At 64.9% G+C, this 25,995-nt stretch carries 17 protein-coding genes and 1 tRNA gene; 1 reads left to right on the top strand and 17 read right to left on the bottom strand.

Annotation, left to right across the window (positions count from 1 at the left end; all coding sequences use genetic code 11):
• Window positions 1-121 precede the first annotated feature (121 nt).
• From rsfS to pyk, 15 genes are all read right to left on the bottom strand, one after another.
• The gene (gene rsfS, locus R0382_RS06430; protein WP_203539846.1) at window positions 122-493 is read right to left on the bottom strand and encodes a ribosome silencing factor; all 372 of its coding nucleotides are present in this window, start codon (window positions 491-493) and stop codon (window positions 122-124) included.
• 7 nt (window positions 494-500) lie between these two features.
• Window positions 501-1,133: a nicotinate-nucleotide adenylyltransferase gene (nadD, locus tag R0382_RS06435; protein WP_432723366.1), complete on the bottom strand. Its 633-nt coding sequence runs from the start codon at window positions 1,131-1,133 to the stop codon at window positions 501-503.
• A gap of 55 nt (window positions 1,134-1,188) precedes the next feature.
• A complete protein-coding gene (locus R0382_RS06440; protein WP_432723368.1) occupies window positions 1,189-2,445 on the bottom strand; it encodes a glutamate-5-semialdehyde dehydrogenase in 1,257 nt (418 codons plus the stop codon).
• A 224-nt stretch (window positions 2,446-2,669) separates the two neighbouring features.
• Window positions 2,670-3,443 (bottom strand): trypsin-like serine peptidase, encoded by a 774-nt coding sequence (locus R0382_RS06445; protein WP_432723370.1) that lies wholly within the window; start codon window positions 3,441-3,443, stop codon window positions 2,670-2,672.
• A 69-nt stretch (window positions 3,444-3,512) separates the two neighbouring features.
• Window positions 3,513-4,082 (bottom strand): hypothetical protein, encoded by a 570-nt coding sequence (locus tag R0382_RS06450; protein ID WP_432723372.1) that lies wholly within the window; start codon window positions 4,080-4,082, stop codon window positions 3,513-3,515.
• Window positions 4,083-4,217: 135 nt separating this feature from the next.
• Entirely contained in the window at window positions 4,218-5,519 is a 1,302-nt protein-coding gene (locus R0382_RS06455) for an ATP-binding protein (protein ID WP_432723374.1), read from the bottom strand.
• A gap of 213 nt (window positions 5,520-5,732) precedes the next feature.
• Window positions 5,733-6,455: a two-component system response regulator RstA gene (gene rstA, locus R0382_RS06460; RefSeq protein WP_432723376.1), complete on the bottom strand. Its 723-nt coding sequence runs from the start codon at window positions 6,453-6,455 to the stop codon at window positions 5,733-5,735.
• A gap of 61 nt (window positions 6,456-6,516) precedes the next feature.
• On the bottom strand, window positions 6,517-7,887 hold the full coding sequence (gene pelG, locus R0382_RS06465; protein ID WP_432723378.1) for an exopolysaccharide Pel transporter PelG: 1,371 nt from the start codon (window positions 7,885-7,887) through the stop codon (window positions 6,517-6,519).
• Window positions 7,887-9,407, bottom strand: a complete 1,521-nt coding sequence (pelF, locus tag R0382_RS06470) for a GT4 family glycosyltransferase PelF (RefSeq protein WP_432723379.1) — start codon at window positions 9,405-9,407, stop codon at window positions 7,887-7,889. The genes pelG and pelF overlap by 1 nt, the downstream gene beginning before the upstream one ends.
• Window positions 9,404-10,381: a tetratricopeptide repeat protein gene (locus tag R0382_RS06475; RefSeq protein WP_432723381.1), complete on the bottom strand. Its 978-nt coding sequence runs from the start codon at window positions 10,379-10,381 to the stop codon at window positions 9,404-9,406. Before R0382_RS06475 ends, pelF begins: the two co-directional genes overlap by 4 nt.
• Entirely contained in the window at window positions 10,378-11,724 is a 1,347-nt protein-coding gene (locus R0382_RS06480; protein WP_432723383.1) for a PelD GGDEF domain-containing protein, read from the bottom strand. The genes R0382_RS06475 and R0382_RS06480 overlap by 4 nt, the downstream gene beginning before the upstream one ends.
• Window positions 11,708-12,271 (bottom strand): hypothetical protein, encoded by a 564-nt coding sequence (locus tag R0382_RS06485; protein WP_432723385.1) that lies wholly within the window; start codon window positions 12,269-12,271, stop codon window positions 11,708-11,710. The genes R0382_RS06480 and R0382_RS06485 overlap by 17 nt, the downstream gene beginning before the upstream one ends.
• 44 nt (window positions 12,272-12,315) lie before the next feature.
• Window positions 12,316-15,999, bottom strand: a complete 3,684-nt coding sequence (locus tag R0382_RS06490) for a tetratricopeptide repeat protein (protein ID WP_432723387.1) — start codon at window positions 15,997-15,999, stop codon at window positions 12,316-12,318.
• The gene (locus R0382_RS06495) at window positions 15,968-18,646 is read right to left on the bottom strand and encodes a bifunctional glycoside hydrolase 114/ polysaccharide deacetylase family protein (protein WP_432723389.1); all 2,679 of its coding nucleotides are present in this window, start codon (window positions 18,644-18,646) and stop codon (window positions 15,968-15,970) included. The genes R0382_RS06490 and R0382_RS06495 overlap by 32 nt, the downstream gene beginning before the upstream one ends.
• 223 nt (window positions 18,647-18,869) lie before the next feature.
• On the bottom strand, window positions 18,870-20,303 hold the full coding sequence (pyk, locus tag R0382_RS06500) for a pyruvate kinase (RefSeq protein ID WP_432723391.1): 1,434 nt from the start codon (window positions 20,301-20,303) through the stop codon (window positions 18,870-18,872).
• A 427-nt stretch (window positions 20,304-20,730) separates the two neighbouring features.
• Between pyk and R0382_RS06505 the strand changes: the two genes are divergently transcribed.
• Window positions 20,731-22,905 (top strand): hypothetical protein, encoded by a 2,175-nt coding sequence (locus R0382_RS06505; protein ID WP_432723392.1) that lies wholly within the window; start codon window positions 20,731-20,733, stop codon window positions 22,903-22,905.
• 76 nt (window positions 22,906-22,981) lie between these two features.
• Here R0382_RS06505 and R0382_RS06510 read toward each other — a convergent pair.
• Window positions 22,982-23,057: transfer RNA gene (locus tag R0382_RS06510), tRNA-Ala, on the bottom strand.
• 59 nt (window positions 23,058-23,116) lie between these two features.
• A complete protein-coding gene (gene secA, locus R0382_RS06515; protein WP_432723394.1) occupies window positions 23,117-25,858 on the bottom strand; it encodes a preprotein translocase subunit SecA in 2,742 nt (913 codons plus the stop codon).
• Window positions 25,859-25,995: the final 137 nt, after the last annotated feature.

Consider the following 25,995-nt stretch of genomic DNA (forward strand, 5'->3'; position numbering starts at 1 on the left):
CAGTGCAGAAAGATTGCCTGGTTATAAGGATATGGGAAGCGTCCGCGGTCTTCTTGCACGGTCAGCGGGCAGCAAAAAGCCCGGCTGGGCCGGGCTTTTCATCTTGCGGAGGCGGTCGCGATCAGACGGCGGTCCAGCTCTTGCCGAGCGGGTTGAAGGTCGGCTTCTGGCCGCCCCACAACTGTTCCAGATCGTAGTAGTCGCGGACTGCCGGCAGCATCACGTGCACAACGAGTTCACCGGCGTCGACCAGCACCCAGTCGCCGCTCTCTTCGCCTTCGGTACCGACGATGTCGTAGCCCTTGGCCTTGAGTTCGACCGCGACGTTGTTGGCGAGCGCGCGCACCTGACGGTTCGAGTCGCCCGAGCAGACGACCATGCAGTCGAAGAGTTCGGTCAGTTCGGTGGTATCGAGGGCGAGGATGTCCTTGCCCTTGATGTCTTCGAGCGCCGCAACGGCCACGTCACGCATCGCTTGGGTCAGTTCGTTCATGTTTTTCCTAGGGTGTAGTCCGGTAGAGGCCGCTGGCGGTGAGTTCGTCGGCGATCGGCGTCAGTGCCGATACATCGTCGCCACGCGCCAGTTTCTCGCGCAGTTCGGTCGACGAAATCGTCGTCAGCGGGCTCGGTAATCGGCTGATTTTACCGCGAGCCAGCGTTTCGGGTGCGGCTGTTACCAGCCGTTTGGCATATTCACGGCCGATTTCGCCGGACAAATGGTCCAGATCGATGCCGGGGCGGGGTACGACGATCAGATGCCCCAGGTCGAGCAGCGTCCGCCAGCGGCGCCAGCCCGGCAGACCGGCCAGCGAGTCGGCACCAATCAGCCAGACCAGCAGGGCATCGGGGAATTCGGTCTGCAACTCGGTCAGTGTGTCGGTGGTATAGCTGTAGCCATCGCGGCGGATTTCCCGGTCGTCGACACGCAGGCCGGGCTCGCCGGCGATCGCCAGCCGGACCCAGTCCAGTCGCTGCTGCGGCGATACGCGCAGCGCAGCGCGATGCGGTGGCAGGCCGGTCGGGATCAGCCGCACTTCGGTCAAGCCGAAAGTGTCGCGCAGGCAGCGCGCAAACGCGAGATGGCCGTTGTGGATCGGGTCGAAACTGCCGCCGTAGATGCCGATTCTATTCATCGTGTTTTAAAGCAAACGGCCCGCCGCAAGGCGGGCCGGTGTACTTCAGTCGGACTCAAACGCGGATTTCGCCATCGCCGAATACGATCCATTTCTCGCTGGTCAGCCCTTCGAGGCCCACGGGCCCTCTGGCGTGGATCTTGTCGGTCGAGATGCCGATCTCGGCGCCGAGGCCGTATTCAAAGCCGTCGGCGAAGCGGGTCGAGGCGTTGATCATCACGCTCGCCGAGTCGACTTCGCGCAGGAAGCGCCGCGACTTGGTGTAGTTCTCGGTCACGATCGCGTCGGTGTGGTGCGAGCCGTAGCTGTTGATGTGGTCGATCGCTTCGTCCATGTCGGCGACGATCTTGATCGCCAGAATCGGCGCCAGGTATTCGGTGGTCCAGTCATCAATGGTCGCCGCAACGATGCCCGGCAGGATGTCGCGGGTCTTGGCGCAGCCACGCAGTTCAACGCCCTTGGCACGGTAGATCTCGGCCAGCGGCGGCAGGATCAGCTCGGCGACGGTGTCGTTGACCAGCAGCGTTTCCATCGTGTTGCAGGTGCCGTAGCGGTGCGTCTTGGCGTTGTCGGCGATGCGGATGGCTTTTTCCGGATCGGCTTCGTCGTCGATGTAGACGTGGCAGATGCCGTCGAGGTGCTTGATCACCGGGACGCGTGCATCGGCGGCGATCCGCGCGATCAGGCCCTTGCCGCCGCGCGGGACGATCACGTCGACGAACTCGGTCATCGTGATCAATTCGCCGACGGCGGCGCGATCCGGCGTTTCGACGATCTGTACCGCGGCGGCCGGCAGGCCGGCGGTTTCGAGGCCTTCCTTGACCAGCTTGGCGATCGCCTGATTGCAGTGGAACGCCTCGCGGCCGCCGCGCAGGATGGTGGCGTTGCCGGACTTGATGCACAGACCGGCGGCGTCGGCGGTGACGTTCGGGCGGGCTTCGTAGATGATGCCGATCACGCCGAGCGGCACGCGCATCTTGCCGACCTGGATGCCGCTCGGCCGGTATTTGAAATCACCCATCACACCGATCGGATCGGGCAGGGCGGCGATCTGGCGCAGGCCCTCGGCCATGGTCGCGATGGTTTTGTCGGTCAGCTGCAAGCGGTCGAGCAGGGCGGCGTCGAGACCGTCGGCGCGTGCCTGTGCCATGTCCTGTGCGTTGGCTGCCAGCAGCGCGGCGGCGTCGCGGACGATGGCGTCGGCGATCGCATTCAGCGCGGCGTTCTTGGCACCGGTATTGGCCTTGGCCATCGCACGGCTGGCGGCGCGGGCCTGATGGCCGACGTCTTGCATATAGCTTTTGATATCCATCGCGACAAACTCCAATCGAATCAGACCATTCTACCGAAAACATCGGTGGGCCCATACAAGCCCGGTTCAGTCGGCGAGCGAGCCAAAGCAGGTTGGCCGCGCCCGAAGCGCAGCCGCCGGAATGGACAGGCAGGTCCATGAGGGCTGTGTTGAGGAACGCTGGGAGGCGTTCGGCGCATCGGACGAGGGCGGGATGCGCAGCCGCAGCCGCCGAATGGATCGGGCTAGGGGCGTTCGGGCAGTTGCAGCACCGTCACCGCGACGTTGTCGGCCTTCTTGCGGTTGAACCAGTCCGGTGCCGAGCTTTGCACCGCGATCAGCTGCGGGCCGCCATCGGTGTTGATGAACAACGGCGATCCCGAGTCGCCCGACAGCGTGTCGCAGCGGTGGTAGAGCGTGTTGTTGCTACGGAATTTGGTGATCGTGCAGTCGCGATGCGCGGTGAGAATGTCGTCGTGGTCTTCGGCAAACCCGGCCTGCGTTGCGCGGTAGCCGGCCCCCTTGAGCGCGGCGCTCAGCGTCTGGCGATCGCCCTTGAACAGCGGAATCGGCGCCGGTGCGGTGCCGTCGGCGCGTTCGAGCTTGAGCCAGGCGATGTCGTAGCGCGCCGCCGATGGCTCGATATAGACGTCGTCGCCCTTGTAGACGAGGCCGGCGCGGAATTTCGGGTGGAACACCTGATCGACGACGCGATAGCGGGCCTGATAGTGACCTTTGTGGAAGCCGGCCTTGAACCATAGCCCGGCGTCGATCTTGCCCTTGTCCATCAGGAAGCAGTGCGCGGCCGTGACCGCGAGGTCAGGGGCGACCAGCGTCGCGGTGCAGGTGCTGGCGGCGCGTGTTTCCAGCTGGCCGATCGCGGCATACGGCGCGGCATACGGGGCGGAGATGGCGACGCGATCGTCGCGGCCGAAAAACAGTGCTTTGCGTTCGCTGGCCGGATCGGCGTGGGCGGTGACGGTCACTGCGAGCAGAAACAGGGAAACGAGGTAACGCAAGGTAGGCGATCCTGAAATGCAAAAACGGGGACAGTGTCCCCGTTTTTTCGTGCTTGAGCGAGCCAGTGATTACTTGGCAGCAGCAGCCGAAGCAGCCGAAGCGGCCTTCTTCGATTGAGCCTTTTGCACTGCCGAAGCGGTCGAAGCAGCCTTCTTGGCTTGCGCCTTTTGTGCAGCCGAAGCAGCCGAAGCGGCCTTCTTGGCTTGCGCCTTTTGTGCGGCCGAAGCAGCCGATGCGGCCTTCTTCGATTGAGCCTTTTGCACTGCCGAAGCGGTCGAAGCAGCCTTCTTAGCTTGCGCCTTTTGCGCAGCCGAAGCGGTCGAAGCAGCCTTCTTCGATTGAGCCTTTTGCGCTGCCGAAGCGGTCGAAGCAGCCTTCTTAGCTTGCGCCTTTTGTGCAGCCGAAGCGGTCGAAGCAGCCTTCTTAGCTTGAGCCTTTTGCGCGGCCGAAGCGGTCGAAGCAGCCTTCTTGGCTTGAGCCTTTTGTGCAGCCGAAGCAGTCGACGCGCTCTTCTTGTGAGCGTGCTTCTCAACCTTCACAGCCTTGACGCTGGACGCCGGCGAAGCGTCAGCAGCCATACCAGCAGCAGCAGCGGTAGCGAACACACCAGCGACGAGAACGGCGAGCAGTTTTTTCATGATGATCAGTTTCCAAGTAAGAAGAACACGTCTTGTGTTGGAGGCGATTATCAAAAAACTGGCTTACAGGGTCGATGCGCGCTTGGTAGCGACGTGTAACGCCGTGTACGCCGGCAAGAAAGCGGCGTGTCCGGGCTAGAGCTTGCCGGCGTCGCGCAGCGTGGTCGGCCAGGACAACACGAGGCGGGCGCCACCGATGGGCGAGTCGTCGATGCGTACGTCGCCGCCGTGGCCGCGCATGATCATCGCGACAATGGCGAGGCCAAGGCCGAAACCGCCGCTGTCGCGGTTGCGGCTGCCTTCGAGGCGCTCGAACGCCTTGACCAGCCGTGCCCGCGCCTCTTCGGGAATGCCCGGGCCGTCGTCGTCGACGAACAGTTGCGCCATGCCGTCCTGCCACGCCAGCGTGACCTCGACCCGGCCGCCGCCGTAGCGGCGGGCGTTGCTGACGAGGTTGCCGAGGGCGCGCGACAGGTAATAACTATCGGCGGCCAGCCATGGCGCCCTGACCGGCGTGGCATTGGTCAGCGGAATGGCATTGCCGGAGACGCTGAGCTCGTCGAGCTGGCGAGACAGCCACGGCAGGATTTCCAGCGGCTGCAGTTCCATCGTCAGCTTGCGTGCTTCAAGGCTTCGCAGCGTCAGCCATTCCTCGATCAGCGCATCGATATTGTCGAGGTCGCGCTCCATGCCGGCGGCGACGGCGGGCGTGTCGGCACCGGCCTTCAGTGCTTCGAGTCGGTAACGCAGCCGGGCCAGCGGCGTGCGCAGATCGTGCGAGATCGCGTCGATCATCGCCTGGCGGCTGGCGCTCAGTTCTTCGACATCGTGCGCCATCCGGTTGAAGGTCGCACCCAGCGGCGCCAGCGGCGAGGCCTCGTCGAGCGAGACGCGCACGCTGAAATCGCCGGTGCCGACCTTGCGGCTCTGGCGGATCATCGCCAGCAGGTCGCGCCAGAAGGGCCGCAGCCACAGCCACGTCGGCAGGCCGAGCGCCAGGCACATCAGCGCCAGCGCGACGATGTCGGGCCAGGAGACGTTGTCGAGCTGTTCGAGGTAGGACACCGGGCCGAGGACGACCATCAGGTCGGTTTTCGGTATCCGGTGCAGGTACAGGCCGGCGTCGGCGACGAGGATGATGTCGCCCGAGGCGAGTGCCACGCGGTTGTCGGGGCTGAGCACATAGGCGTCGAGCGCTTCGACCTGCACCGGCACCGGCAGCGTGCCGCGCAATCGGCTGATTTCGTCGTGCCACAGCGATTGCGGCAGGTCGCCGAGTTCTTCCTCGATGATGGTGATCGTCGACTGGAAGATGTCGGTCAGATAGCGCTCGTTGGTGCGCTCGATCATGTGCTTGTAGAACGAGCCGACCAGCAGCGCGGCGCCGAGGAAACAGATGACGACGGTCAGGTAGAACCGGAGGAAAAGCTTGCGCATCGGGTTCCTAGCGCGAAGGTGGTGCGGCACGGTGAGGGACAAGCCGCGCCGGCATCGGACGATGCGAGCCGGTGACCGGCGATGGGGCATCGGAACGAGCGAGCCGGTTTGCAACAAGGAGGCAGCACCGCAGCAACCGGAATGGGCGTATGGCCCATGAGGACTGCGAGGCGCATCCGACGCAGTGGCAAGCCGGCGCAGCCGCCCGTGCCACTACTCCTGCCACCAGATGTCGGTGGCGAAGAGATAACCCTTGTGACGGATGGTCTTGATCTTGCGTGGTTCGTGCGGATCGTCGTCGAGCTTCTTTCTGAGCCGCGAGATCGCGACGTCGATGCTGCGGTCGAGGCCGTCGTAATCGATGCCGCGCAATTTCTTCAGCAGGTGATCGCGCGAGAGGATTTCGCCGGCATGGCTGGCCAGTTCCCACAGCAGATCGAAGTCGCCGGTCGACAGCCCCAGCGGCTCGCCCTGGTAGTTGGCGGTGCGGTTGCGCTGGTCGACGGTGAGCTTGCCGAAATTCAAGGTGCTGCGCTCGCCGGCGGCGGCCGGTGCGGCAGTCAGCGACGTGGTCGGCGTGCTGCGCAGATGGGCGCGGATGCGCGCCAGCAGCACCGCCGGCGGCGTGGTCTTGACGACGTAGTCCGACGCGCCGATTTCGAAGCCGAGAATCTGGTTCATGTCGCTGTTGAGCGAGGTCAGGATCACCACCGGGCCGGTGTAGAACTCGCGCAGCTCGCGGCAGAGGGTCAGGCCGTCCTTGCCGGGCAGCATGACGTCGAGTAGTACCAGTGCCGGCGGATCGGCGCGGACGCGCTCGATGACATCGTTGCCGTCGGCAACGTGGTCGACGTCGAATTCGAATGAACGCAGGAAGCCGCCGATCAGCCCGGCGAGTTCGAGATCGTCTTCGACGAACAGGATGGTTTGGGTCATGCAAAAATCCTTGCGGCCGCCGGCCTGACGGCCGGGTCGGCGGGATGCGTGTGCTCCGAGTTTACCGCAGCATGAAGGTTTCGTACTCGAGCCGCTCGAGCTTGCGGTTGAGCAGCAGCAGGCCGACCGTCACGCACAGCAGCAGCGACAATGCGAAGCCGTAGCCGTACCAGCTTGAACCGAGCTGGATCGATACCCAGCTGAGCACGGCGTTGGCAAGGACGAACAATGCCGTCAGGCCGAGGACGATGCGTCGCGCATCGAGGTAGAAGAACACGTTCAAAACCGCCAGCAAGGCCACCTGTAGGCCGGCGGCGAAGACGTCGACGTAGAGCAGCGGCAGATAGAGCGGCGACAGGCCGAGCCAGGCGAAGATTTCACCGGCGAGCATATAGGTGACCAGCATTGCCAGCCCCTGGATCTTGGCGATCTCGGCCAGGCCCTGGCGGATCGAAAACACCATCTCGTTGCGGTAGGTTTCCAGTTGCTCGAGCGAACCGCCTTCGCGCACCGCGTCGAAAAAGCGGTTGTAGTAATCGACGAAGTCGGTCTCGATCCGCACCAGGAAGACCGCCATGCCGGGAATGATCGACAGGTAGGCGATGAAGATCGGGAAGTCGTAGATCGGCGAGGCGCGCAAGGGGCCGATCACGCTCTGACTGGTGCTCGGGTCGATCCAGAAGATGAACTTGTCGATCCAGATGCCGAGGTTGTAGAACAACCCGGTGAGCACCAGCGCCGGATACATCCGGCCACGGCGCATGAACTGCAGCGAGATCAGCCGTTCGGACGGGTAGTGCTGCCAGACCAGAAACCACAGCCCGCCGGCCAGCAGCGCGTGCCCGGCGACAAAGCCCGCGAGCAGGCCTTCGAGCCCCCACGGGCGCAGCCACAATGCGATGAGCACCGTCGTGCCATAGCCGAGCGCGAACAGCAGCACGATAGACAGATAGCGCTTCATCCCCGAGAGGAAGACCGCGGCGATCCAGATCAGGCACAGCAGTACGAAGCCGTTGAACATCAACAGCCGGTAGCCGAGCGGCTCGTCGGCAAAGGCGGTGAAGCACAGTACCAGCGCCAGCGTGCCGGCGACGATCAGCGTGACGAACTGCGCGCCGACGAAGCTCGGCAGGACGTGGTGGTCGTGCTTCTGATACAGCCGGTCGGCAATGTAGCGGGTGAACGCCAGCTGCAGCGGTCCGGTCACGATCAGGCTGGTCGCCAAGAGATAGGTGACCGAGACCTGGAACTGTTCGATCGCGATCTTCGGGACGACGACCGACAGGCTCAGCAGACCGATCAGCTGGACGCCGATGATCGACAGGATCCACGGCCCGGCGCTGATCAGCCCGGCGTAGGCATAGGCCTGTAGCTGGCCGAGATAGCTGTCGCGCCGCAGCAGCTTGCGTAGTTCAAAGCCGATACCCGCCATCAGACTGTCTCCGTGGCAAAGGCAGGGCCGTACAGTTTGCGGTAGCTGGCGAACATCTGCGACTGGGTGTAATAGCGCTCGACCCGGGCGATGCCGGCGGCCTGCGCGGCATGCCAGTTCGCGGGTTCGAGCAGTTCGATGGCGGCGTCGGCCAGTGCCTGCGGGTCGGCGACGCCGACGACGCGACCGGATGCGCCGAGCGCCTCGTCGTCTGCGCCATGGCCGTAGACCAGCTGGCGGCAGGAGCCGACGTCGGTGGTGACTGCGGGCACGCCAGCGGCGTAACCCTCGAGCAGCACCAGGGGCAGCGCCTCGGAAATCGAACTGAGCACGACGACGCCGATTTTCGGCAGCAAGGCATCGATGCGCTGAAAACCGAGGAAGCGCACCTTGTCGGCCAGGCCCAGGCTGACGGTGAGTTCGCGGCATTCCTGCGCGTATTCGGGCGCCTCGTCTTCGGGGCCGGCGATCCATGCTTCGGCGTCGGGTCGACGGTTGACGACGGTGCGCATCGCACGGATGAAGGTCTTGATGTCCTTGATCGGCACGACCCGGCCGATCAGGCACAGCACCGGCGGAATCGCGTCGCTACGCTGCGCGCGCAGCGGCGCCAATCGCGCCAGATCGATGCCGTTGGGAATCGAGCTGGTGCGCGCGGTATCGGCGCCATCGCGAACCTGCCGCAAGCGGTTGGCCTCGTACAAGGCGACGATGTCGTCGGCGGCGCGATAGCACTGGCGGCCGAGCTGTTCGAAGAAGCGGATCCACAGTTCGCGGAAGTAGCCGATCCGGCTGGCCTCGCGCTCGAAGACGTTGCGGTTGTCGCGGATCCACTCGCTCTGATACAGGTCGATCTTGCGTTCCTTGGTGTAGATGCCGTGCTCGGACAACAGCAGGCGCGCGCCGGTCCGGTGTTTGAGCAGCGCGCCGAGAAAGCCGGCGTAGCCGGTCGAGACGCTGTGGTAAAGCCGTGCCGGCGGCAGCTTCGCCGCGAGTTCGGCGAGCAGCCAGACCGGCGCATGCATCGCCCTGATCGTCCAGAAGTAGTCGACGAAGGACGGGTCGGTCGAGTGCTGGCGGTACTGGTTGCAGATGAAGTCCCAGGCGGCTTCGCTGTAGAGGAAATCGCGGCGGCTCATCAGCCCGTTGAACAGCCGCTCCAGCATGCGCTCGACCGCCTCGGGCGAGGTGTCCAGGTTGTTGGGGGAACGGAAGTGCGCGTGCGCCTTGGCGATGACGTCGAATTCGGCAGCGTCGCCACGGTGGGCGCGTGGCCGTTCGTTGTGCTGGCTATCGTGCAGGAAATGGCTGGTCAGCCAGGCGACGTTCTCGGGCAGCGGATACTTCATTTCGCCGTAGTCTTCGCGGCGGCTGCCGAGGAAGACGATGCCGAATTGCAGCTCGGGAAAGCCGCGGATGATCTGGTTGACCCAGCTCGAAACGCCGCCGCTGACATAGGGGAAGGTGCCTTCGAGCAACAGGCAGACGTCGACGGGCCGTGTCGGATGGTCGGTGGTCATCGGCGGCTCCAGTAGCGGACGACGGGCTGCAGCGTGTCGTTGACGTGCAGCGGATTGAGACTGGGGAACAGCGCGCGCATCGCGCTGAAATCACGCCGGGCGTAGGCCAGTTCGGCCAGATAGGGAATCAGCTTCACATGCGGATAGCCGAGGATGCTGGCGGTGCCGAAGGCATCGCCGGCTTCGCCGAGCCGCTCGCCCAGCAGCGCGAACTTGCCGCGCAGCATCCACAGGTCCGGTTCGCGCGGTGCAGCCTCCAGTGCTTCGTCCAGATAGCGGGCAACCTCGCCGGCGGCAAACTGGCGTACGTCGCCCTGTGCGAGATCGTGGTAGATCAGCTCCCAGTACAGGAAGGCCAGCGCACGCGCGGCGCTGGGATCACCATCACGATAACGTTCGAGTGCGGCGTTGATCTGGCTGTCGAGGCGTTTCTCTTCGCGCTCGAGCATGCCGTAGGCCAGCAGCCGCAGGTCTTCCTCCGGATCGTCGAGCAGGTCGCGCAGCAGCTCGCTGGCATGGCGGATCGGCATCGACTTGAGCGTCAGCAGCGCCGACAGCCTGGCCTCGGGCCGGGTATGCGGATCGACCAGACGCATCCGTACGCCACCCATGCCGTAGCTGATCGCGCTGCGGTTGCGCGAGGTGAACACCGGCGCGGGCAGCACCCGGAACGGCGGCGGCAGCTGCGGGCGCCGGCTGCGCGTACCGAGCCAGGCGGCCAGGCTGAATACCGGCACGCCCAGCGCCGGCAGGAACAGTGCCGCCAAACCGAGCAGCGCCAGCGTCAGTCGCAGCGGCCGGCGTTGCGGCGGCGGCAGCAGCCACCATGCCAGGGCGATTTCGGCGACGCCGATCGCAGCGTGCGTCAGCAGCACCGGCGCCAGCGGCCGTGCACCGTGGACGCTGGCGATCAGCAACGTCAAGTTCAGCGCCGGCAACACCAGCCAGAGCAGCAATCCGGCCAGCACGCTCACGCTTCGGCCTTTTCCGGCTTGAGCGGTTCAAGCGCACGGTTTTCGCGCAGCAGCCCTTGCAGCTGGATCCAGGCGTCGGCCTTGGTCAGCTCGACGCAGTGGTAGCTGAATCCGGCCTGCAGCGGTGCTTTGCCGAAGCGTTCCTGCAGCAGGGTCTCGATCCGCGCGACGTAGCCTTCGATGACGCGCGCCGTCGACAGCGGCATCAGCGTGATCAGTGCCCGCGTCGGTCTGTCCTGCAGGACCCAGGTCTGATCGAGGCCGCGCTGTGCACGCAGGACGGCGTTGAAAATGTCATGCTGTTGGGCGCTGTGGCGGAAGAACTGTACGACGATGGAGCTGGTCAGCCCGCTTTCGCGCTGGACGCGCTGCAGGTTGAAGACCTCGTAGGCAAAGCTGGCCGGGCAATCCGGCAGCGCTTCAAGCAAGGGGGCAGCCAGTTCACGGACCGATACCTGCTCGGCGTAGTACGCCGACAGTACCGAAATCATCTGCAGCGTATCGTCGTTGAGCGCGAAAAACGGCATGCGCTTGATCGCCAGCACGCCGATCTGCGCGCCGATGCTGTTGCGCAGCGGCAAGGCGACCAGCAATTCGGTGTCGGCCGTTTGCAGCGCGTCGGTCTGCACATGGCACAGCGTTCGACGGCTGATGGCGTAAACCAGTAGCGCGTCCTTGCAGTCGTAGTTGTCGTCGCTGCCGATCAGCGCGACCGGGTCGTGGACGAGTTCGCCGTTGTGCCATTCGAACAGTGCCGCGGATTCGAGCTGGCAGAACTGCGCCATGAAATCGAGGAACGATTGCGCGACCGGCAGGTTGCCCTGGCCGTGGTGTGCGTCGAGCAGTTCGCGCAGTCGCGCCAGCGCGTCGCGCAGCGTCACCGGGCGGCTGATCAGGTTCTGTTCGAGCCTTTCGTGCGACAGGCGCAACAGGTGATGCTGGCGCGCCAGCCGGTCGAGGCGCTCGTCGATGTAGCGGTTGAGCTCCTCGACCCGGCGCACGCGGGTGCGCCAGATGCCGCTGTATTCACCGGCGATCATCGTCATGATCAGTCCGCCGATGAAATACGCTGCCGGCACCGGCTGATCATGCGCCAGCAGCAGCCAGCCGAGCAGCAGCACGGCCGCCGCGCTCAGCCCCGGCAGCATGCCGTAGCGCAGCGCGACCAAGAGCGGGATCAGCCACAGCCACGGAAACGGTGCGCCGACGCCGAAGGGATCGCCGGGCGAGACCCAATGCCCGAGCGCCAGCGCGGCCGCCGGCATGCCCAGCGCTTCGGCCCAGTGCCACCCGTGCAGGCGCGCCTGGGTGAGATGGGCCTGCCAGTTAGCGAGTTTCAGCACCCGTGTTCTCCGACAGCGGCAGACCGTTGACGATGTCGCGCATCAGCTTCTGCGCAACGGCGGCGAGGCTTTCGCGCGAAAAGCCGCTTTTGCCGCCGACGCCGCTCCAGACGACCTGGCCGGTTTGCAGGTCCCAGACGGTCAGGCTCAGCCCTACCGCCGGCTCGCCGTCGACGCCAACCTTGTAGCGCCATTCATCGACGCTGCCGCCGATGGCGTAACGCAATCCTTCGTCCTTGGCCCAGCTGCGGGCGGCGTCGAGCGTCGCGCGTTCGTCCGGCGCCAGCATCGTTTCCTTCGACAGGCTGGTCGGATAGGGGCGCAGGTCGGCGACACCGCGCTGGTGCAACAGCGGCTGCAGGATGGATTCGGCGCGCAGACCGGCCAGTGGTGTTTCGGTGTGGTTGACGATGGGCAGCATCGCCCATTGTGCCTTGGCCGGCAGCGGGGCGCTCTTCGAGACATCGATGACGGCGCAGCCGGACAGCGCCAGCAGCAGGCACAGCGAGGCCAGTCGGCCGATCAGCGAGGGAGTGGGTCTTTGCATGATGATCCTCTTCATTGTTTAGATTCGTCGTGCTGCGTCGGGGGTCAGAACAGCCATTGGTAATACATGCCGAGGTCCAGACTGGCATCGCCGCGGTCGGTGTTGCTGCGCTGGACATACAGCGTCATCCGGTCGCCGCCGAACACGCTGCCGCCGACGCCGAACAGGCCGCCGTATTCGACGCCGCTGATCGTCTGGTAGCCGATGGTCATCAGTCCGTATGGATTCCAGCTGCGTCGTGGCAGCGTCGCGGTATCGATGTCGTAGCCGACGCCGAAGGTGGTGCGCTGGAAATGCTCGGGCAGCAGCGTTTTCGCGCTGAGCGTTTCGCCCGGCGCAAAGGTATCCGGCGTTTGCAGCACCACGTCGCGGGCATTGGTCCACATGGTCTGCGACATCAGCTCGGCGGATATCAGCCCGGCGAAGCGCCAGCTGATGCTGGCCAGCAGTTCCTGCTTATCGCCGAGCACGGTGCCGTCCTGCAGCGCATAGCGGGCGAGATTGGCGCGAAGCTGGGTCGACAGATTGCTGCGCAAGCGGTAGCCGGCGCCGAAGGACAGCCTGTCCTGGCGGCCGAGCAGCGTCAGCCCGACGGTGTCATCGGTCGGCTCGTTCAGCGCGGCTTCGATCAGCCAGTCGACGCCGCCGATGCGGTCGGCCCAGTGCACGGCCGCGCCGGTGTTGTCTTCCCAGGCGCGCCGCTGCAGCAGCGAAATCGACCAGCGCGCGTCGTCAGCATTGTTTTCCGATCCGACCTCGGACAGGGTCAGCACCAGCAGGCCGTTGTTCTGGCGATAACCCGTTGGCGAATAGGTATAGGGCGTTTCGGACAGCTGCATCGTCAGCCGCAGTGTCGGTGTCAGCGCGACGCGGGCGCCGACGATGGTGCGCGTGCCCTTGAGCGTGTCCTGCAGCAGCCGGTCGACCTGAACGGTGATGCGGTTCGGCCGGTCCATGATCAGCTCGGTTTCAAGCGCCAGATGCAGTGCATCGTTGGCGGGCGCGCCGTCGGCAGCGGCGTGCGCCAGCGCGGTTTTCAGCGGTTTCTGGCCGGCGGCGTGCGCCAGCAGCGTGGCGTCGGCGGGCTGGACTGCGACGCCGTCACTTTCCAGTGCTTGGGCAATCGCGGCTTCGTCGCCGCGCAGCAGCGCGCTTTGCCGCGTCAGATAGTGCGGGTCGGTCAGCTTGCGGGCGTAGCGGCGCCAGTACCAGTAGCGCGCACGGGCATCGTCGTCGCGGCCGGTGAGCCAGGTGTAGGCGAGCTCATCGACCGCGGCATCGTTGCGACTCCCCGGCGCTTGCGAGGCCAGGGCGGCAAAGAGCTTGCGTTCGGCGGCGCCGGGACGTTCGAACATCAGCGTCAGGCGTAGCTGCGCCAGCAGCACGTCGAGATTGCCGTCAGGCCGGGCCGGCCGCTGCTGCCAGGCATGGCGGCGAATCCGCCAGGCCTGATCGGGGTTGCCGGCTTGTTCGACGAGATCGGCATAGTTCATCAGCCAGCTGAAGTCGCCGCTGCGTTCTGCCAGGAGCTGGCGCTGCCAGACCAGTGCCTTCTGGATCCGGCCCAGCGATTGCCAGCCGGCGGCCACGGCCTCGGCCAGGGCAGGGTCGCCCGCCGCCGGTTTTTCCAGCCGCGGCAGCAGGCCTTCAAGCGCGTTCGCATCCGATTGCTGGATCAGCAGCCAGACCAGGCCGATACGCGCAACACCGAGCTCGGGATTCAGCGCGAGCACGGCCTCGAAATCGCGGTGTGCGGCTGCCAGCTGGTTGGTTTCCTGATGATAGCGGGCGCGCAGCAGCAGGAAGTCGCTGTCCGTTGCAAGTTGCTTGCGTTGCCCGGCCGTAAGCCCCGACAGCCGCTGGCGGATGGACTGGTAATCGTCGCGATCCAGATCGATCGCCAAGATCTGGTTCAGGTAGACCGGATCGCCGAAACGCTGCCATGCCGCATCGGCAACGGCCCGGCGTCCGGTGATATCGGTGGCGGGCAGCAGCGCGATCAGACGGCCGGCATCGACGGCTTGCCATTGCGCCGAGCCGGGCAGGTGCTGGTAGGCCTGGCGGGCCACGTCGTCGTGCTGCAATTGCCAGGCCAGATCGCCGAGCAGGCGCCAGTATTCGCCGTCGCCGTCGCCGTCGCCGTCGCCGTCGGCGTCTGTGGCCGCGCCGCGGGCATCGGCCAGTGCGCGGTAGGCGCCGTCGAGGTCGCCACGGCTGTAACGCAGGGCGGCCAGTGTTCTGGCCCAGCTGACCCGTTGGCCGAAGCGCGCCAGCAGCGTCTGGTAGTTGCCGATGGCGCCGGCATCATCGCCACTGCGTTGTCGCAGCAGCGCAGCGCGCTCAAGCAGGCCGGCTTCGGGGCGGGCGAGAAACTGCGCTTCGAGGAAGCGGATACCGGCTTCGGGTCGGGCCATTCGTTCGTACTGCGATACCAATTGATCGAGCTCGGTGGTCGACAGCGAGCGGCGCCGGGCTTCACGCTCCTTTGCCAGCAGCAAGGCTTCGTCGTCGAGCAGGCCGGGAGCAAGGCGCAGGATGGCTTGCCAGGCATCGTTGTCATCGGCCCGGACGGCCAGTTTCTGCCACGCCGCCAGCGCGTCCTGCGGATGACCGGCCCATTCGGCGACCTGCGCGTAGCGCTTGAGCCAGCCGTTGTCGGCCGGGACGGCTTTCAGCGCCGCGGTTGCCACGGCGAGGGCATCGTCGAGCTTGCGATTGCCGACGAAGACGTCGAAAGCCAGCTGGAAGGACTCGGCGTCAAACTCGGCATTCGGCGTGGCTGCGACCCGCATGGCGGCCGCACCGCGCCATGCAAGCGCGGGCAGCGCGGCGTAGGCGGTCAGTGCCAGCCTGGGCGCTTGTGCGTCCAGCCAGGCCATCCGCACCAGCCGCCGTGCATATTTGTCGGCGGCGTTGCTGTTGCCGGCGGCACGGGCCAGCCGCGTGAGGGCGAGCAGTACATCGCGATCGCCGAGCAGCTTGCTGCCGTGGGTGTCGGCCGCGCTCAGTGCTTCGGCGAGCAGATTGCCCGATTGCAGCGCGGCGACGCCGGCCAGGAAGTAACGCTTGCGATTGTCCGGTGAACGACTGGCGGCCTGCGCGGCGAAATAGCTGGTGGCCGCATCGCGATACCGGCTGTGGGCAAGGGCAAGGGCGCCGGCCATTTCGTGCCAGTGCGGCGCACGGCCCTGATCGCGGACCGCCAGCGTCTGGTAGAGCGCCGGCAGCTGATCCGGGGCGTAATTGCCAAGCTTGACGATCAGCCAGTCGATTTCATCGGCTGCGGGTTTGGCCGCCATTTCGGCCAGCAGGCTGCGCAGCCGTGCCAGATTGGCGTCGCGGGTCGGCCCGGCGGGCAGCGAGGTGGTCCGTGCTTCGGCGATGAGCAGGCGTTTTTGCTGGCATTCGCGCTGCCGTCCGGCCTTCGCTTCCCAGACGGGCAGCAGGGCCTCGGCGTCGCCGTAGCGTTGCTGCTGCATGTATCCGTCGAACAGTGCACGGCGAACCTGGTCGTTTTCCGGATGCGTTTGCAGCAGGGCCCGCAAATAGTCGACGGAGACCGCATCGTTTCCGTGCTTTTCGGCCAGCTGGCCCAGCGCCGAATCATTGGTATGCAACAGGTAGAGCCCGCCGGCCGTGGTCGCGATCAGTACGATGACCGCCCACGGGGCGACCAGCCGTGCCCGCTTCGGTGGTTCAACCGCAGTTGACGTCGATCTGGGCGGCATGGCGGCTCAAGGTATAGCGCTGCAGGGCGGCTTCGTTGCGCGGGGTAAGCACGACGTTGTCGGCCCGGACGCTGCAACGCGCGGTGTTCGCCATGGCGAATGTCAGCGGTCGGGTCGAGTCGAGGGCGAAGCTGAGTTTTCCCGGACCGGATTGCCACGTCTTCAACAGGCCGCTGGCATCGGCAAGATAGGGCTGGGTCGGTGCGGTGGCTTGCAGTGCAAGATAGGCATTGTCGCCGGCCAGATGCACGTAGCGCTCTTTGCCGTGCTCGCTGAAGCCGGCAATGTTGCGGCTGGCGCCGATGTCGGGATACCCCAGCTCGGTGGGGATCCGGACCGTGCGCAAGGCACCGGCGTGGATGGCAAAGCCCTTGTCGTCACGGGAGACAGAGGCTGAAAAGAAGGCATTGGCGCGTTCGATGTACTGCGATGCAAACATCGGGGTAATCGGTTTGCTCAGCGCCCAGGTCACGGCTTGCTGCACGGCGTCCAGCGATGCGCGTTTGGACGCGGCGTAGAAGTGCAGATAGATGTTGATCGGCTTGAGGCGGCGCTCGCCGTCGGTCATTTCGAAGGTCTCGATCACGCGCCGGTACCCGTAGAAGGGACCGGTCCAGTCGTTGGTGTAGACATTCTCGTTCTGGTTGGGCGCAAAGATCTGCAGTTCGCCACCAAAAGGCAGGCCCACCGGCGCCACTGCGGTGATCGACGGCAAGCGTTTGGTGATGACGGTGTCGCCGCCATTCATATTGAGCACGCCGGCCTTGCGGGTCAGCGCCACGGCGTCGGGCATCGGCTTGCAATCGCCGGTCCACAGGAACACCTTGGTCTGCTTGCCCGGTGGCGCAAGGCGGTGATTGATGTAATCGATCGACCCGGTGATTTCGCGATTCAGGTCGAGCGTGTAACCGGGGATCTCGAGGTGGTAGTCCTCGGCATTGTCGGTATTGATCTTGCCCCACTGGAACGGATGCGAGTAAGAGTGGCTGGCTATTTCGACGTTGGGCAGCGCGAAAATTTGCCGGGCAATGGCTTCGGCCGCGGCCGAGTCTTTCGGATACAGGCCGGTCTGCGCCACTTCGCCTTCGATGACCGATACCGTCGCGGGCAGTCCGTACTTCTTCAGCACCTCGTTCAGCATGACTTCGCCTGCATAGGGGCGTTTCGGCATTTCCGCGCGGGAAACGAAGCCATCGCCATCCAGATGCATCAGGAAAACACGGCGGCCGTTTTCGGTGGTGACATCGGCAATCGGGCCCGGCGGCAAACGCAGGGCGCGCTGGAAAAAAGCAATCGGATCAAGCTGCCAGCGGTTGCTCTGATCGGGCATTTCGCTGCGGAAATACGGATCGAGGACATAGCCGCCCCAAGGCATGATGGCTGCCGCGTCAAAGCGGCGACCATTGGCGTCGCTCAGACTCAGCAGCGGCTCGCCCTGTTTCGCGGTCAGGCCGCGAAAGCCGTCCCGTTGGGGGCGGGGGGCGATCTCGAAACCGTAGAGCGGTGACTGGGTCACGATCTTGCGTGCCAGGGTTTCAGGCTTGCCGTCATCGATCAGGCCGAGCCGCTGCGCCCATTCACCGCGGGTTTCGACGCCGAGGCCGGCGAAGGTGACCCAGGGCAAGCCGTCGTCGATCGCGTGCCGCAACCATGCCTGGGTGCTCGCCGGCAAGGTCACGCCATCAAGCCAGCTGACAATGCCGGCATAACGTCCGACCAGCGTACCGGCGGGCATGGCGCCACGGACATCGACGAATTCGGGTTTCAGGCCGAGATAGTTGAGCGGTGTCAGCAAGGCCAGCAAGTCTGAGCGCATCGGCGTCGCAAAGCGCTGGCCGTCGTAAAGGAACAGCACCGTGCGAGGCTGTACCTCGCGCAGGCCGACGCCCAGCGTTTTCAGATAGGGATCGGCGACCCAGGGAATGTAGCCGTCGGCCAGAATCTGTTCGGCGGTGCGGCGCGCCAGTGCCCGCTTGGCCGGCGCGACGTAGTCGATGGCGATGACCGGCAGCTTGTAGTCGTTGACGATGGGGGCGAGCTGCTGTTTCAGCCAGGTCCGGTCGGCTTCGCTGACCTCGACATAGCGTTTGCGGGACTGGTCCCAGCCCCGGTACAGCGATTCGAATGCCACTGCAGCCAGATCGGCGTGAATGCTGGGCATCACCTCGAAGCCGCGGTTGGCGATCAACTGCATGTCCGGATAGCGCACCCGGATCGCCCTGATCGCGCGGGCAAGCCCGTCGATCTGTGCCTGCTGGCTTTGCGGGGTCTTGGCGACGATCTGCCACGAATCCAGCGTGTCGAGAAACAGCCCGCGGTAGCCTTTCTGGTACAGCGGCGTCACCATCTTGTCGACGACGAAGGTCGGCCAGTCGGCTTGGCTCTGGTCGACCACGACACCACCCCAGGCCTCGTTCTTGCCGAGCACCCACGACGATGGCAGCAATTTCGCGTACGGCTGATCGGCGGTGATTTCGCCGAGGCTCATATAGGCGAACCAGCGGGTTGATCCGGTGGTGGGGGCGGCAGCCAGATTGCCGGGTTCGACCACCACCCAGTCGAAGGTCGACAGCGCGTCGATCGGTGGTGATTCGCCGTAGAAAAAAGCGACGCTGGGTTGTGGCGTTGCGGCCCGAACGAGGGTCATCCAGCTGCCCAGGATCAAGACCAGGAGCAAAAGCGTGCAGGCTCGGCGGGCAGGGTGCGAATGGGGCATGGGGCACCTGGATAGAAAAGGGGATTGTAAGGATACTGCTAGTTTATTACGCCAAATGACTGGTGTATGTACCTGGCGTTCACAATCAACCTAGATCTGCCCGAGAAATAAATACAACCCGAGACAGCGCTTAGCTGTCCTGGGTTGTAAATACCTATTTGCCGCTGATTTCGATGATCCGCAGGCTGTCGGCGCCGTTGATGCCGCCACGCTGCGAACCGAAGGTCAGCGCCACCCGGTCGCGCGGCGCAATCAAATCGGCCTTGAGCAGGGCGAGTTGTGCGTGACTGAGCTGGGCTTCGCGATCCTGACCGACTTCGGCCGGGATCAGCATCGGTTGAACGTGGCGGAACAGCGCCAGTTTGCGATAGGTCGCCAGTTCGAGCGTACACGCGTAGATCGGCACATTGCTGTTGTAGCGCGACAGCCACAGTGCCGACGTGCCCGAGTGCGTCAGCGCCACGATGGCCTTCAGCGGCAGGTGGCGGCTGGCGTACAGCGCTGCCATCGCCACGGTCTGGTCGACGCGATCGAACTGCACGGCGCCGCCGCGCACTTCGCTGTCAACGCGACACTCGCCCGAGCGCTCGGCCTCGATGCAGGTCCGCGCCAGCGCCTCGACCGCCTCGACCGGGTATTTGCCTGCCGCCGATTCGGCCGACAGCATCACCGCGTCGGTGCCGTCGAGCACGGCGTTGGCACAGTCGGAGACTTCGGCACGGGTCGGCACCGGGCTGGAGATCATCGATTCCATCATCTGCGTCGCGGTGATGGTCAGTTTGCGCTTGGCGCGGGCGCGCTTGATCATCATCTTCTGCAGCGCCGGTACGCTGGCGTCGCCGACTTCAACCGCCAGATCGCCACGGGCGACCATGATGCCGTCGGAGGCGTCGAGGATTTCGTCGAGGTTGGCGACCGCTTCGGTGCGCTCGATCTTGGCGATCAGGCTGCCGTGGCCACCGGCGGCGCGCAACAGCGTGCGCGCCATATACATGTCGGCGGCGCTCTTCGGGAACGACACCGCGATGTAGTCGGCCTGCAAGGCGGCGGCGGTCTTGATGTCTTCCATGTCCTTGGCGGTCAGCGCCGGCGCGGTCAGGCCGCCACCCTTGCGGTTGATGCCCTTGTTGTTCGACAGCACGCCGCCGAACAGCACCGTGGTGTAGACCTCGGTGCCGCGCACCTCGAGCACTTCGAGCTGCAGCTCGCCGTCGCCGAGCAAGAGGATCGCGCCCGGTTCGACGTCGTTCGGCAACTCCTTGTAGTCGAGGCCGACGCGTTCGGCATTGCCGAGCTCGCAGGCGGCGTCGAGGATGAAGGTGGTGCCCTTCTTGAGTTCGATCTTGTTCTTTTCGAACTTGCCGATGCGGATCTTCGGCCCCTGCAGGTCGGCGAGCACGGCGACCGGCACGCCGAGCTTGTCGGCGATGGCGCGCACGGTGTTGGCGCGGTCGGTGTGATCCTGGGCGGTGCCGTGGGAGAAATTGAGGCGGACGGTGTTGACGCCGGCCTTGATCAGCTGTTCGAGGACGGCCGGGTCGGTCGAAGCAGGGCCGAGGGTGGCGACGATCTTGGTACCGCGGGGCATGGGTTCACTCCTAGTCATCAACGGGCAATCGGATCGAGCACTGTCTCTGGCGGGCGTGCGATCGATCGGACTGCAGCAAGGCTACCAGTGTCGCGACGCTACCGCTTTGACATGGCATATAAATTCGCATGATTTTCGGCAGCGGAATGCCAGCATTGCGGGTCTCCGATGGGTAAGTCGATACGGCCTTTCCTGATGTTTTTTTACGGCTTTGGCTTATAAGCTGTATTAGCTTGCAAAGAAAAATGAATTCAGTAAGCAGCAGTGACTGCCACGGTGGGACCACGCCGCTGGCGTGGGCGAATCGGCTCGGCGGTGCCCGGCGTAGAGTAACGACAAAACCGGATGCATCGTTTGAAACAGACGCCTCGTTCGATGACCGTCCGCCGCGACGGGCTGTCGCTGACCTTTTGCAGAAGCGCCACCCATGTACAAGAAACCATTGAATCTGATCCTCATTGCCCTTGCCGGTGCGCTGCTGCTGCCATCGGCCGGCGCGGCCAGTCCGGCTGCCGAGCAATTCAGCCGCTGGGGTAGCGCGCCAACGGTCGTGCGCCGGATTGCGCTGAGCGATCTGGGCATCGATGCACCGGTGATCCTCAGCGCCGACAGCCAGCGTGACCTGTATCTGCCGGTGCCGGCATCGGTGGCGATCCGCAATGTCGCACTGCAGTTCAACGCCAACTATTTGCGCGGCAACGGCGGTCGCTCGCTGATGTTGCTCTCGATCGACGGCGACCCGGTGGTGTCGAACCGGATCACCGATGATCGCGGCGACGTGACCCAGCAGCTGTCGATCAGCGGCGATGCGCGCAAGAGCGGCTTCCTGCAGCTCGGCGTGTCTTGGTCGTCGGTGTTGTCGGACATCGAATGCGCCGACCAGCGTGCGCCGGGCAATGTGTTGCGCGTGGCGCCGAGCTCGGCACTGAGCTACAGCTTTGATCCACGCGACATTCATGATCTTGCGACCGCCTGGACTGCACTGCCGCTTGCGCCGGTGCTACTGGTCAGCCAGCGCAATCTGCAGGCGCCGGCGTTCGATGCGGCCTGGCGCGTGGGGCTCGCGCTCGAGCAGGGTGGCAAGCGGGTGATGATCCGGGCCTTGCCGGCGGTCGGCGATGTACTCGACCTGAGCGCTGTGGCCGTGCCGGAAGGCCTGCAGGGGATTCCGGCATTTGCCGCGCTGGCCGCACGCAGCCCGACGCACCGGCTGGCGAACGATGCCGAGCTGGCGGCCTTGCTCGCACTGGGACAGGCCGGGCCGCTGGCCGCCGACGTGGTGATCCGAGACGAAGCGCTGATCCGGCGGGTGAACGCCGCATTCGATGCATTGGGGCAGCAGGTGCAGCGTGCTGCACCCGATGCGTCGGCGGCTTATACCGCCTGGCGCCAGCAGGGCACGGCCTTCGTCGCCGGCAAGGCCGACAATGTCCGGCTGGCCATGCTGGGTGGTAATGCGGTGATCGCGATCGACCAGAATGCCGGTGCCCAGGCGGTCGGTCTGTTTGCGAGCCAATGGCGCGGCATTGCGCTGGGCAAGGCATTGAATGTCCGGGTGGCGTCGGGACCGGCGCAGGACGAATCGACCGTGTTGCTGAACCGTTTCGGCGCCATGGCCGGTACGCTCGATGTGTTGGGCCGCAGCGATCGCAGTGTGGCGTTCGACCTGGTCACCGCGGTCAGTGGCAACCGCTTGCCGGTCGAGCTGGGCTTCAACGTGACCGCGGCACCGAATGCCGCCGGCGAGGCGCCGGTGGCGTCGATCTTCCTTAACGATTTCCTGATCGGTTCGGCCAATCTCAAACCGGACGGCAGGCCGCAGTGGGTACGCGCCGAAATTCCGCGGCACGTGCTGGCCGCCAGGAACGAGGTCAAGATCAGCTTTCTGCGCCAGCCGACCCAGCTGCGCTGCCATGATCAGCCGACCAGTTACCCGGTCAGTATTCTGCCGGGCAGCTATCTGCGTCTGGCCGAAGTCAAACCGTCGGCCGATTTCGTCGGCGTCGCAGCCGGATTTGGCGCAAAGCAGGATGTCGCCGTTCCGGCGTCGTGGCTCGGCGACGCGCCAGCCCAGCTTCATCGCCTGATCCGGATTGCAGGCGCCGCCGGCATATCGGCGGCACAGGCCAGGTTGCAGGTGGTGCCGACAGGCCAGACGCCGCGCATCGATGCGCCCTTCCTCGCGCTCGACGTGCCAGTCGGCCAGGCCCTGACCTCGGTCGAGAATGGCCGGCTCGTCATCAACGGCGGCAAGAACAAGCAAGCGGTGCTGGACCTCGCCACGCTCGACCGTCTTGCCGTGGTCGAAGTGGCCAAGTCGGGCGAGTATCTGGGCATTGCCTATCGCAGTATCGGCAAGCAGGCGCCGCTGCCGGCGAGGCCGTTCCGGCTGACCCGTGGCGACATTGCCGTACTCGGCGACGAAGGGGCGATCCTGCAAATCGACAGCAGGGCGCCGACCGAGCTCGATGCGATCAAGGCGGAGCCGACCGCGCTGTGGCAAGGCTTGTCGACGCCATGGAAGTTTGCCGCCGGCGCTGTGCTGCTGCTGGTGCTCGCGGCGTTGCTTCGCCGTCTGTTCCGGAAGAAACCCAAGGGCTGAGTCGGCGCATGCCCGGCGACGGGGATACGCGCCGGAACGCACAAAGGCCAGACGCGAACGTCTGGCCTTTGTTGTCTGGTGGACCGAATGAGGATCGAACTCACGACCTCCGCATTGCGAACGCGGCGCTCTCCCAGCTGAGCTATCGGCCCAATCGCTGACCAGATTAGTCAAGCGATCGGGGCGGCGTCAAGCCGCCCGGTGGCCGGTGTTACGAGAGCTGGCCGTGGCAGTGCTTGAACTTCCTGCCCGAGCCGCAAGGGCATGCATCGTTGCGGTTGACGCCGGCGTATTTGACGTCGGTCGGCGCCTGGGCGCTCATCGCTGCGATCGCGGCCTTGATCTGATCCTCGTCGCCGCTGGCCAGCAGCGCTTCGATGTCGGCATGCTGGAACTGCAGCGCCGATTCCGGCACCGCATGCGGCGCGACGGCGTCGACGTCGGCCTGGCTGCGGACTTCGACATTCATCACGATCTGCACGACATCGCGCTTGATCCGCGCCAGCAGGTCCGAGAACAGCTCGAACGCTTCGCGCTTGTATTCCTGCTTCGGGTTCTTCTGCGCATAGCCGCGCAGGTGGATGCCCTGACGCAGGTGATCCAGCCCCGACAGGTGTTCGCGCCAGTTCTGGTCGAGATGCTGCAGCAGGACCGAGCGTTCGAACTGGCGGAAGGTATCGCCGCCGGCTTCTACCACCTTGGCCTCGTAGGTGCTGCTGGCCAGTTCCTGCACGCGGGCCTTGACGCCGACGTCGTCGAGCGTGCTGTCGGCCTTGAGCCATTCGGTCACCGGCGCGCTCAGGCCATATTCGGCCAGCGCCTTCTCGAGCCCGACGATGTCCCACTGCTCTTCCATTGCCTGATGCGGAATGTACTGGGCGACGAGGTCGTCGAAGAAGCTCGCGCGCATCGCGGCGATCGTCGCCGAGACGTCGTCCGATTCGAGCAGCTCGTTGCGCTGTGCATAGATCGCCTTGCGCTGTTCGTTCGACACGTCATCGTACTCGAGCAGCTGCTTGCGGATGTCGTAGTTGCGGCCTTCGACCTTGCGTTGTGCCGATTCGATCGCGCGCGACACGATGCCGGCCTCGATCGGTTCGCCTTCCGGCAGCTTGAGCTTTTCCATCACCATGGCGACGCGGTCGCCGGCGAAAATGCGCAGCAGCGGGTCTTCCAGCGACAGGTAGAAACGGCTCGAACCCGCGTCGCCCTGGCGACCGGCACGACCGCGCAGCTGGTTGTCGATCCGGCGCGATTCGTGGCGTTCGGAGCCGATGATGTGCAGGCCGCCGGCGGCGAGGACCGCATCGTGGCGGATCTGCCAGTCGGCCTTGAGCGCGGCGATCTTCGCGGCCTTGGCGGCATCGTCGAGCGATTCGTCGTGCTCGATGTCCTTGATGTCGCGCTCGATATTGCCGCCGAGCACGATGTCGGTGCCGCGACCGGCCATATTGGTCGCGATGGTGACGACGCCGGCGGCGCCGGCCTGGGCGACGATGTCGGCCTCACGGGCATGCTGCTTGGCGTTGAGCACGTTGTGGGCGATGCCGTCCTTCTTGAGGATGCCAGACAGCAGCTCGGACTGCTCGATCGACGTCGTGCCGACCAGCGCCGGCTGGCCGCGCAAGACGCAATCCTTGATGTCGGCGATGATCGCCGCGTGCTTTTCATCGGCGGTCTTGTAGACCTGATCCTGACGATCGTCACGCACCATTGGCTTGTTGGTCGGGATGATCACGGTCTCGAGGCCGTAGATCTGCTGGAATTCGTACGCTTCGGTGTCGGCCGTACCGGTCATGCCCGAGAGCTTCTCGTACATGCGGAAGTAGTTCTGCAGTGTGATCGTCGCCAGCGTCTGGTTTTCCTGCTGGATCTCGACGCCTTCTTTGGCTTCGACGGCCTGGTGCAGGCCTTCGGACCAGCGACGGCCCGACATCAGCCGGCCGGTGAATTCGTCGACGATGACGATTTCGCCGTCGAGCACCACATAGTGCTGGTCGAGATGGAACAGTGTGTGCGCACGCAGGGCGGCGTACAGATGGTGCATCAGGCTGATGTGCTGTGCCGCGTACAGGCTGTCGCCTTCCGGCAGCAGGCCCATTTCGGTGAGGATCTGCTCGACCCGTTCGTGGCCGGCTTCGGACAGCAGCACCGAATTGGCCTTTTCGTCGACCCAGTAATCGCCTTCCTCGGCTTCTTCGCTCGCCTGCTTGATCAGCTTCGGCGGCACGGTGTTCATCGCCAGATATAGGTCGGTGCTGTCGTCGGCCGGGCCGGAAATGATCAGCGGCGTACGCGCTTCGTCGATCAGGATCGAGTCGACTTCGTCGACGATCGCGTAGGACAGCTTGCGCTGCACGCGTTCGCCCGACGAGAACACCATATTGTCGCGCAGGTAGTCGAAGCCGAATTCGTTGTTGGTGCCGTAGGTGATGTCGCAGGCATAGGCTTGCTGCTTGGCATCGTGCGGCATCTGGCCGAGGTTGACCCCGCAGGACAGGCCGAGGAAGTTGTACAGCTGGCTCATGATGCCGGCGTCGCGCTGCGCCAGATAATCGTTGACGGTAATGACGTGGACGCCGTGACCGGTGATTGCGTTCAGGTAGGCCGGCAGCGTCGCGACCAGCGTCTTGCCTTCGCCGGTACGCATTTCGGAAATCTTGCCCTGATGCAGGGTGATGCCGCCGATCAGCTGCACGTCGAAATGGCGCATGCCGAGGCTGCGCTTGGCGCCCTCACGGCAGACGGCAAAGGCTTCGGGCAACAGCGCGTCGAGCTTTTCGCCGTTCTGGTAGCGTTGCTTGAATTCCTCGGTCTTGGCCTTGAGCGCGTCGTCCGACAACGCCTGAGTTTGCGCTTCGAGCGCATTGATCTGCTTGACGATGACGCCGTACTGTTTCAACAGGCGGTCGTTGCGGCTACCGAAGACTTTTTTCAACAATGTGGAGATCATTTTCCTGCTACCAGCTGACCCGCTGCGAGCCTATGCGGCGCACGCGGGCGTGATTTCATTACGAGAACGGCGGACAGGTTACCCCATCCGCCGTCGGCGTCGTTTAAGGCATCGCCCAATTGTGGGGACGATGCCGC

This window comes from Jeongeupia wiesaeckerbachi (genome assembly GCF_050916355.1).
GTDB classification, from domain to species: Bacteria; Pseudomonadota; Gammaproteobacteria; order Burkholderiales; family Chitinibacteraceae; genus Jeongeupia; species Jeongeupia wiesaeckerbachi.